Origin of the sequence: uncultured Mucilaginibacter sp. (assembly GCF_903913935.1) — a bacterium.
Taxonomy (GTDB): domain Bacteria; phylum Bacteroidota; class Bacteroidia; order Sphingobacteriales; family Sphingobacteriaceae; genus Mucilaginibacter.
Genome location: NZ_CAIWNH010000150.1, coordinates 1 through 9,513, shown reverse-complemented (window position 1 = coordinate 9,513; position 9,513 = coordinate 1). Strand labels below are relative to the sequence as shown.

8 protein-coding genes are annotated in these 9,513 nt (G+C 44.6%); 1 reads left to right on the top strand and 7 read right to left on the bottom strand.

Annotated elements, in window-relative coordinates; translation table 11 throughout:
* Positions 1-165 precede the first annotated feature (165 nt).
* Positions 166-711 carry an ATP-binding protein gene (locus QZY09_RS05630; protein ID WP_295669341.1) on the bottom strand — a complete coding sequence of 182 codons (546 nt, stop codon included), beginning with the start codon at positions 709-711 and terminating at the stop codon, positions 166-168.
* Positions 712-717: 6 nt separating this feature from the next.
* A complete protein-coding gene (locus QZY09_RS05625) occupies positions 718-2,694 on the bottom strand; it encodes a dehydrogenase E1 component subunit alpha/beta (protein WP_295669338.1) in 1,977 nt (658 codons plus the stop codon).
* Positions 2,695-2,913: 219 nt separating this feature from the next.
* On the opposite strand from QZY09_RS05625, the gene QZY09_RS05620 reads away from it, so the two are divergent.
* Complete coding sequence (locus QZY09_RS05620; protein ID WP_295669335.1) at positions 2,914-3,774, top strand: DUF4198 domain-containing protein; 861 nt, start codon at positions 2,914-2,916, stop codon at positions 3,772-3,774.
* Positions 3,775-4,186: 412 nt separating this feature from the next.
* Here QZY09_RS05620 and QZY09_RS05615 read toward each other — a convergent pair whose 3' ends face one another.
* The 5 genes from QZY09_RS05615 to accC form a co-directional block, all read right to left on the bottom strand.
* Positions 4,187-4,669 carry a hypothetical protein gene (locus tag QZY09_RS05615; RefSeq protein WP_295669332.1) on the bottom strand — a complete coding sequence of 161 codons (483 nt, stop codon included), beginning with the start codon at positions 4,667-4,669 and terminating at the stop codon, positions 4,187-4,189.
* Positions 4,670-4,810: 141 nt separating this feature from the next.
* Entirely contained in the window at positions 4,811-6,196 is a 1,386-nt protein-coding gene (locus QZY09_RS05610) for a LutB/LldF family L-lactate oxidation iron-sulfur protein (RefSeq protein ID WP_295669329.1), read from the bottom strand.
* A gap of 496 nt (positions 6,197-6,692) precedes the next feature.
* Positions 6,693-7,127 (bottom strand): ribose 5-phosphate isomerase B, encoded by a 435-nt coding sequence (gene rpiB, locus QZY09_RS05605; protein ID WP_295669326.1) that lies wholly within the window; start codon positions 7,125-7,127, stop codon positions 6,693-6,695.
* Between the two features lie 84 nt (positions 7,128-7,211).
* Positions 7,212-8,105: a twin-arginine translocase subunit TatC gene (tatC, locus tag QZY09_RS05600; protein ID WP_295669324.1), complete on the bottom strand. Its 894-nt coding sequence runs from the start codon at positions 8,103-8,105 to the stop codon at positions 7,212-7,214.
* 73 nt (positions 8,106-8,178) lie between these two features.
* A partial coding sequence (accC, locus tag QZY09_RS05595) for an acetyl-CoA carboxylase biotin carboxylase subunit (RefSeq protein WP_295669321.1) occupies positions 8,179-9,513 on the bottom strand: 1,335 nt, incomplete at its 5' end.

Below are 9,513 nucleotides of genomic sequence, written 5' to 3'. Positions count from 1 at the left end.
TTTAACACAGAGAAACAGAGAAAGCGCGGAGTTCACAAAGGAATAATTTTATTTTAAAAGCTATTTGAATATATAAATAGCCAGTTAATTTTCAAAACTCAGCGAACTCTGTGTCTTCTCTGTTTCTCTGTGTTTAAATCACCTACACTGTCCGTAATAGAACCCCTATTTTAAATCCGAAATCAAAAACTCATCTACCGCCTTCACCGCGTTCGCATATCTTTCGGGCCCTGATCCGGATATCACTTTATAATTCGCGTTCAGCGCATTCAATTCTTTATACCAAACCTCCATAAAATGCTCCCGCAGAAGGGGGAAGTCACGTAAGGGATCTTCTTCCCATGGCAGGTCAATGTTTAAAAGAAGGTAAAGGTCATAGGGGCGTTTGGGCAGTTCATCCAGCACTTCCTGCGGCGATTTTCCAAAAGTATATTCACTCCATATTTTTACCGTAATAAATGTGGTGTCGCAGATCAGTAAACTGTTCGCTTGCGGCAATAATTCGTCTTCAAGCGCTACCTGCCCGTAAAACATATTAACCTCATCCTGCCATATGGGTGGCTGGGTTAACTTCTCGCAATATTTACGGGCAAATTCCGGAACCCAAACGGTATTATAATATTTTGCAAGATAAGATGACATGGTTGATTTTCCTGTCGACTCAGGGCCTACTACTGCAATTTTTAGAATTTGGGGAGACGGATTTCGCATTTAATATTAATAGTTCAATAACCGTTCCATCGTTTCCTCAAGCCTCGCTTTGGCTAAAAACTGATCCTCAAGCGCTTTATTCATAGGGATGGCAGTGTCCAGGCTGGCGCAGCGCATTACCGGCGCATCCAGGTGTTTAAAGCAATGTTCGGCAATATGAGCGGCAATTTCACCTCCGAAACCATTGGTTAAGGTATCCTCATGTAATATTAAAACCCTGCCTGTTTTTTTGGCGCTTTGCTCCACCGCTTCTTTATCCCATGGCTGAAGGCTGCGCAGGTCGATGATCTCCAGCGACAGATCTGGATGTTTGGCCGCATATTCCATCGCCCAATGCACACCTAATCCAAAAGTAATGATGCTGGCTCCCTCCCCTTCCTGTATGATCTTCGCTTTCCCTATTTCCACATAATAATCACCTTCGGGCACTTCGCCGCTGTTGCTGCGGTAAAGGTATTTATGCTCAAAGTACATTACCGGGTTGGGGTCGTCGATAGCAGCCATCAGCAGGCCTTTGGCATCATCCGGGAAGGCCGGGTAAACCACTTTCAGTCCGGGCGTTTTGGTAAACCAGGCCTCGTTGCTTTGCGAATGGAAGGGCCCGGCGCCTGTTCCGGCACCGGCCGGCATCCTGATCACCACATCAACTTCCTGCGCCCAGCGGTAATGTGTTTTGGCCAAATTGTTTACCACCTGGTTAAAACCGCTGGTAACAAAATCGGCAAATTGCATTTCCATTACCGCCTTATAGCCATTTAAAGCAAGCCCCATAGCAGCACCTACTATACCCGATTCGCAAATAGGCGTATTGCGTACCCTGTCTTTACCAAACTCTTCCACAAAACCCTGCGTTATTTTAAAAGCGCCGCCATACTCGGCAATATCCTGCCCCATGATCACCAGGTTATCAAACTTAATCATGCTCTGGCGCAGGCCATCGCTGATGGCGTCGATATAGCGCTTTTTTGTTGTGGTGCTGGAAGGTTGAAAAGTTGGAAAGTTGTGCGCCTTGTACATATCCGCAACTTCCGTTTCTACATTCGGGATGATGTCGGGTTCGCTAAAGGCTTTTTCAATTTCGGAATCTATCAGGGTCGAAAATTCAGCCCGCATCTGCGGCAGCCATTCGGGGCGTAAAATCTTTTCATCAACCAGGTATTTTTCAAAGTTGATCAGCGGGTCTTTCTCCTTCCAAAAATCAAATAAATACTGCGGTACATATTTGGTGCCCGATGCTTCCTCGTGGCCCCTCATCCTGAAGGTCATACACTCCACCAGCACGGGGCGGGGCTTTGTGCGCATGCTGGTTGCCAATTCGCTGATGGTATGGTAAACCTCCAGTAAATTATTGCCGTCAATGCGGCGGCCCTCCATGCCATAGCCAATAGCTTTATCAACCAAATGCCTGGCCTTATATTGTTCGCTTACAGGCGTGCTTAGCCCGTAACCATTGTTCTCAATCAAAAAAATCACCGGCAGGTTCCATACGGCGGCAATGTTTAACGCCTCGTGGAAATCGCCTTCGCTGGTTGCACCTTCGCCGGTAAACACCAGGGTGGCCCGGCTGCGTTTGCTCAACACATCCGCCAGCGCAATACCATCAGCCAGAGCCATTTGCGGGCCAAGGTGTGAGATCATCCCGATGATCTTATATTCCTGCGTACCGAAATGAAACGAGCGGTCACGCCCTTTGGTAAAGCCTGAAGCCTTGCCCTGCCATTGGGCCATCAGCCGCGAAAGCGGGATCTCGCGCGCAGTAAACACGCCAAGGTTGCGGTGCATCGGCAGGATATATTCATCATTGTTCATGGCAAGCGTACTGCCAATGGCGATGGCCTCCTGCCCTATCCCCGAAAACCATTTGCCAATGCGGCCCTGCCGTAAAAGAATGAGCATTTTCTCCTCGATCATTCGCGGCCACAGCAATTTCGAATAAAAATCTATCAGCTGGTTATTTGTCAGGTTTTTCCTGTCGAAAATCATCTGGCAAAACTACGGAATTGGTTTATTAGTTCAGCGGTTTGCCAGTTCATTTGTTCACTGGTTCATTTGTGAAAAGTTTAATAAAGTTGGTTTAAAAGTAAATTGTTTATCACATGCTTCATTGCTATTAAACAAAATGATAAATTGCCGATTATAATTATTCCTTGTGCTAACCGGGTAATCCGCCATGTACCAATGAACTAATGAACAAGTGAACAAATGAACAAAAAAAAGATACCCCTGATCCTGTTAATTCTTGCTGCTGCCGTGGGCATTGCGGCAACTACCCACGATTATTTCCTGCTGCCCGAAAACTTTTTTTTGCATAAGGGCGATAAACTTAACCTGCACCTGGTAGAGGGCGATCTGTTTTTGAAACAGAATGAAGTTGCCCCGCAAACGGCAAAGATCATCTCCTTTGTCCTCTATGCAGGCAAAAAGAAAACCGACCTTACCAGTTTGGCGAAAGACACTTCTATATTATTAAAGGACTACCCTATGGAAACCAGCGGGCAATCCCTGGTGTCCATAACTACCGGAGTTGATCACAGTAATTACTCCCGCGACAACTACGCTGATTTTTTAACCCAGTTGGGCAATGATAAACTAGCGGATAAAGTAAAAAACGGCACCCAGTTTCGTGTGAAGGAAAAACACGCCAGGTATATCAAAACGTTATTTTCCGTTGATGACCATGATGGCAGCGACTACGAAAAAGTACTTGGCGAACCCAGCGAAATTGTTTTAAAAGACAATCCATACAAAAAGCAATATGGCGACGATATGGTGGCCCAGCTATTATTCAGCGGCAAACCGGCAAAAGGCGAAGTGGTAGCGCTTTACATCAAATCACTTGGGGGCAATGTTTATACCCAAACCTACACCACCGACAGCAAAGGCGAAATATCTATCACCATGAGCCGCGAGGGCATTTATATGCTGCGCAGTGTGCACGTGGAGCCTACCGGCGACAAAGATGCCGATTATGTAAGCTGGTGGACCACCTATACCTTCCCCTTCAGCAGTTCAGACGAAATGCCTAATACTTATAAGGAATTCGGATTCGGGAATGTACATTAGGCGTGATTTCGGATTTCGGATGTTCGATTTCGGATTTATTTTATTGCGGAATGCGGAGTGGCGAATGCGGAGTGGAGATAGCGAAATGTTTGTTTGAAAGACGAAGCCTGACGGCATAAAAACAAGTTAACAAGCAATCAGGGTTTACATAAGGTTTACACTTTCTCAGATTATTTTATGCTATTTAATTGACAATCAAAAACTTAATAAAATCGCGGGTTTACACAAAAAAGCAATTGCATTTTGCTAAGTCTGTTAAAAATCATTTATTAATTGTAATTTAAGCGGAACGCTTAAATAATAGTGTGTCCAGGCAGCATGCCGGGAAAGGCGGGGCAATTACCTTTTGCTAAAAAATAACTGAACCAGGCGCAGCCTAATCATTATTTACAGCTACTGCACCGTATTTAAATTATTTCATTTTCTTAGACCAAATAGTTATCGCATTCGGGTTATTAAAATTTGTAGGATCATTTCCTTCGGTTTTAAGTATATAAATCCCCACCCTATATTTAATGGGACGCTTAAATTCATTTTTAAATTTAAAGACCAAACTATCCTTCCTGTTTTTAAACGGCAATAACTCTAATACGATTGGCATATTTGAAGAACAATTACGGGAATAGGCCCACTTTAGCATTTTACTGTCAATACGATAGAGGCCCTGAATTTGTGAACAGGACATAGCAAAAAACTTTAAGGTATCTTTTGTATTATTAGAAAATGTCACTTGAATTCTCAAAAACCTTTCTTTTCCAACAGTAAAATATTTTATTTTTCCTGTTTCTAAAGTATACTTCTCTTTGCCGGTCGCATCTTGCGATTTGAACGAAAAGCTAAATATTAATAGGGTAAAAAAAAAGATAAAATAAAAAAACGTTTGACTAATTTTCATTTTCGATAGACGTAATTCATAAAACCAAAATAGTTCCACTTCACTGCAATAATTAATAGTAAGAAAGTGCCAGCTTTTGTATCAATGGGCATAAACTCCCTTAACATTACGCAATCGGCATCCCAACTTCCGCACTAATCTCTAATCCCTACCACCATTCCTTTCCATCCATTCTTGGCTGAAGGATTTTGGGGCTACGGTGGGTAATTCGCGGTAATGGCCCCAGGTTTTTTTGAAGAACCGTTTTAGGAAGAAGTTTTTGGTTTTGCCGCTGAAAAAGTCCATCCATTTGCGTTTCAGCATCCCCTTTTTCCAGGCAGACCAGCCGTATTTTTCAGCGGGGGTAACCAGGTGTTCGTTCACCGCGTCGCGGCGGTTCAGCAGCAGCATTTTGTGGATGTCGATCTTCACCGGGCAAACCTCTGTACATTTTCCGCACAGGCTGGAGGCATAACTCAAGTGCTTAAATTGCTCCATGCCATTCATGTGCGGCGAAATAATGGAGCCTATGGGGCCGCTGTAGGTGGTTTCGTAAGTATGTCCGCCAATATTTTTATACACCGGGCAGGCATTTAAACAGGCGCCGCAGCGGATACAGTATAAGGCCTGGCGCTGTTCTTTTTGTGCCAGTAGGTTGGTGCGGCCATTATCCAGCAATACCACATACATTTCATCGGGGCCGTCGGTTTCATCAGGTTTACGGGGGCCGTTTAACAGGGTATTGTAAACGGTAAGGTTTTGACCGGTGCCATGGGTAGCCAGCATCGGCCAAAACATATCCAGGTCGGCTATTGATGGGATGATCTTTTCGATCCCCACCACCGCGATATGTATTTTAGGGAACGAAATACTCAAACGGGCATTACCCTCATTTTCGCTTACCGCGACGCTGCCTGTATCAGCCACTAAAAAATTGCCGCCGGTAATGCCTACATCGGCCTGCACATATTTATCGCGCAGCAATTCGCGGGCCTTTTGGGTAAGTTGTTCGGGGGTATAATCAAGCGGGGTGCCAAATCTTTCGTTAAACAGTTTGGCAATATCCTCTTTGCTGAGGTGCATGGCCGGGGTAACAATATGGTATGGCTTTTGGCCGAGCAATTGTACAATGTACTCGCCCAAATCGGTTTCCAGCGATTCAATATGGTTTGCTTCCAAAAACTCATTGAGCTGAATTTCTTCGGTCACCATTGATTTGGATTTCACAACGGTTTTGGCGCCTGCTTTTTTCAGGATATTCAGGATCTCGCGGTTAGCTTCGTCGGCATCGTTGGCCCAGATCACCTTGCCCCCGCGCTTCATAAAGTTGGCTTCAAATTCGGGCAGGTATTTGTCCAGGTTTTCCATCACCCGCCATTTGATCACATGCTGCTTGCGCTTGATATTTTCAAGGTTGATGATGCGCGACAATCCCCTTTCAACAGCCGCATCGTATTTACCAATATTGTAATTGATAATGCGCCTGTGCTTTTTATCAAATGCCTTCTCCTCTGAAGCTACCAAAAATTCTTCCGCCGTGCTGCTCATTGATACGAAGATAGGGGTTTTGGTGCTAAGTCTAAAGTCTTTAAACGAATCTCAGTAAGTTAAGAGATTTAATATCGAACACCCAATATCGAATGTAGAACCTGCCTGCCGGTAGGCTGGTAATGAAGTAAAAAAACTTCGGAGTTCGATATTCAACACCAGCCTACCGGCAGGCAGGTTCATTATTCGATATTAAATTCCATGCTCTTTAACTTAAATTAACGTGAGTTCGATATAAGAATTTTGTATCGTAATGTTATGCCCCATGGGGGCTACCGCTTTGTAGAAACCAAATACCAGGGATAATTGCCACGTCAGTGGCTACCCTTCGCGAACTGGGTAGCCGCTGATGCGGCAAAAATATCGTTTGATCGTCGTGCTACAAAGCGGTAGCCCCGATGGGGCATAGGTCGTTCTTACCTCTAACTCAGGTTAAAGTAATAATATTGGTCTTTAGTCAGATGTCAAAAAATAAAAACCAGAATGATGATCCTTCTCAGCACGCAATCTTATCCACCCTGTTTGCATGTCTTCCGCCTTCAAAATCCACCGTAAAAAATATGTCCACTATCTTTTTTGCTTCTTCCAAAGAAATATGGCGGGCAGGTAAACATAAAATATTGGCGTTGTTATGGCTGCGGGCACGGTCGGCCAATTCTTCGTTCCAGCAGATAGCCGCACGGATACCCTGGTGTTTGTTGGCGGTAATGGCTACTCCGTTTCCGCTTCCGCAGATCAGGATGCCAAAATCAAATTCTCCGCTTTCCACGGCTAAAGCTACAGGGTGTGCAAAATCAGGATAATCGCATGAATCGGCAGAAAAAGAACCAAAATCCTTAACTTCCTGTCCCGATAAAAAATCAATGATCGCCTGTTTGTATTCAAACCCGGCGTGATCCCCGCCTATTGCAATTTTTAGCCCCTTTTTCATTTTTATTAATTTGAAATTATTTCTTTATCCGCACACCTGCCTGCCGGTAGGCAGGTCTGCATATTTGCACATCCGCACATCAACTTACTGAACCGTCAATCCGGTTTCCTCATTTTTCTTCTTCTTGCGTTGTACCATAACGGCTACCCAGATGCTGAACTCGTATAAGATGAACAATGGCAATGCAACTACCAGCATCGTCAACGCATCAGGCGAGGGGGTGATGATGGCGGCCAATACTAAAATGATCACTGTAGCATAGCGCCGTTTTTCGCGCATAAACTTCGGCGTCAGGATATCCAGGCTCGACAGAATATACACCACTATGGGCAGTTGAAAAACGATCCCTGCAACAAGCGTCAGCATACTTTCCGACGAGATGAAGGAATCGATACTGAATAAATTCTCTATGGATTCGCTGATGGTATAGTTAACAAAAAACCTGATGGATAAAGGGGTTACTACGTAATAACCAAACATCACCCCCAGCGCAAATAAAAATGAGCAATAGAATACAAAACCACTGGCAGCCTTACGTTCTTTTTCGTGAAGCGCCGGCCTGATAAAGCGCCAGATCTCGTACAAAAGGTAGGGAATACCCGCAATGAGTCCAATCATGATGGACGAGCTGAACTGCAGGTTAAACTGCCCGGCCAGGTCGGTATTGATCAATTTAAAATTGATGCTGCTAACACAAAAACCTTTAGCATCAATATAGGGAATCAAACTGTGAAAAAAACCGCCCATATTGCACATCATCCGGTAGGTCCAGAAATCCGTACGTGTGGGGCCGAGGATTACGTTGTAGAAAATCTCGTGGTAATAAATGAAAGCGACGATAGCAAATACCAGTATCGCCAAAGCAGACCTGATGAGGTGCCAGCGCAATGCTTCCAAATGCTGAAAAAACGACATTTCAGCGCCCATCTGTTCCCCTTTTTCCTTGATCGACCTGGTCAGTTTGCTGAATATGCTCATTTTTACCTATAAAATTGCGGGCGCTTATTGCCCTTAAACTATGTACACGTTTGTTTAGTTAAACGCCATGCATTTATCCGTGATACTCAAAAGTTTCCATAAACTTGGTTGTAAAATTACCGGCCCTAAAATTGGGGTCCTTCAATAATTGTAAATGAAAGGGAATGGTGGTTTTTACACCTTCAATTACAAATTCGCTCAATGCGCGTTCCATGGTGCATAAAGCCTCGTCGCGGGTTTGTGCCACGCAAATAACCTTGGCAATCATTGAATCGTAATTCGGCGGGATAACATAACCGGTATACACATGGGTATCAATACGAACCCCATGACCGCCCGGCGAATGAAAATTAGTGATCTTACCCGGTGAAGGCCTGAAATTATTTGCCGGATCTTCGGCATTGATGCGGCATTCTATGGCGTGCATCTGCGGCTCGTAATTCTTCCCTGAAATCGGGATTCCTGCAGCAACTTTGATCTGTTCTTTGATCAGGTCAAAATTGATCACTTCTTCCGTAACCGGGTGTTCCACCTGTATGCGGGTGTTCATCTCCATAAAATAAAAGTTCCGGTCCTTGTCAACCAAAAACTCTACGGTTCCCGCGCCTTCATAGTTAACGGCTTTTGCGCCTTTAATAGCCGCGTCGCCCATTTTCTTACGAAGTTTTTCTGTCATAAATGGCGAAGGAGATTCCTCAACCAGTTTTTGATGGCGACGCTGAATAGAACAATCCCTTTCAGAAAGGTGGCATACTTTGCCATACTGGTCGCCCACTACCTGGATCTCGATGTGGCGCGGATCCTGTACATATTTCTCCAGGTACATGCCATCGTTGCCAAATGCAGCACCCGACTCGGCACGGGCTGAATCCCAGGCTGCTTCAAATTCCTCATCTTTCCAAACAATGCGCATACCCCTGCCGCCACCGCCGGCAGTTGCTTTTAATATGATAGGATAGCCTATTTTTTTTGCAATTTCAATACCTTCTTTAACGCCGGTCAATAATCCTTCGGAACCTGGAATAGTAGGTACACCTGCTTTTTTCATGGTCTCTTTTGCCGAAGCTTTATCGCCCATGGCATTGATCTGCGCAGCAGTAGCGCCAATAAATTTTATCCCGTATTCAGCGCAAATGGCAGAGAACTTTGCATTTTCTGAAAGAAAACCGTATCCCGGATGAATTGCATCGGCGTTGGTTAATTCAGCAGCTGAAATAATATTGGGGATACTTAAATATGAATCGCGGCTTGGCGGGGGGCCTATACATACGGCCTCATCGGCAAAACGCACGTGCAGGCTATCCCTGTCGGCTGTTGAATATACAGCTACGGTTTTAATTCCCATTTCCTTACACGTACGTATAATTCTCAGGGCAATTTCACCGCGGTTAGCTATTAATATTTTTTT

Coding starts and splice junctions, on each gene's coding strand:
- tatC (WP_295669324.1), bottom strand. CDS start 8,105: ATGAGCATATTCAGCAAACTGACCAGGTCGATCAAGGAAAAAGGGGAA.
- rpiB (WP_295669326.1), bottom strand. CDS start 7,127: ATGAAAAAGGGGCTAAAAATTGCAATAGGCGGGGATCACGCCGGGTTT.
- QZY09_RS05630 (WP_295669341.1), bottom strand. CDS start 711: ATGCGAAATCCGTCTCCCCAAATTCTAAAAATTGCAGTAGTAGGCCCT.
- QZY09_RS05625 (WP_295669338.1), bottom strand. CDS start 2,694: ATGATTTTCGACAGGAAAAACCTGACAAATAACCAGCTGATAGATTTT.
- QZY09_RS05615 (WP_295669332.1), bottom strand. CDS start 4,669: ATGAAAATTAGTCAAACGTTTTTTTATTTTATCTTTTTTTTTACCCTA.
- QZY09_RS05620 (WP_295669335.1), top strand. CDS start 2,914: ATGAACAAAAAAAAGATACCCCTGATCCTGTTAATTCTTGCTGCTGCC.
- QZY09_RS05610 (WP_295669329.1), bottom strand. CDS start 6,196: ATGAGCAGCACGGCGGAAGAATTTTTGGTAGCTTCAGAGGAGAAGGCA.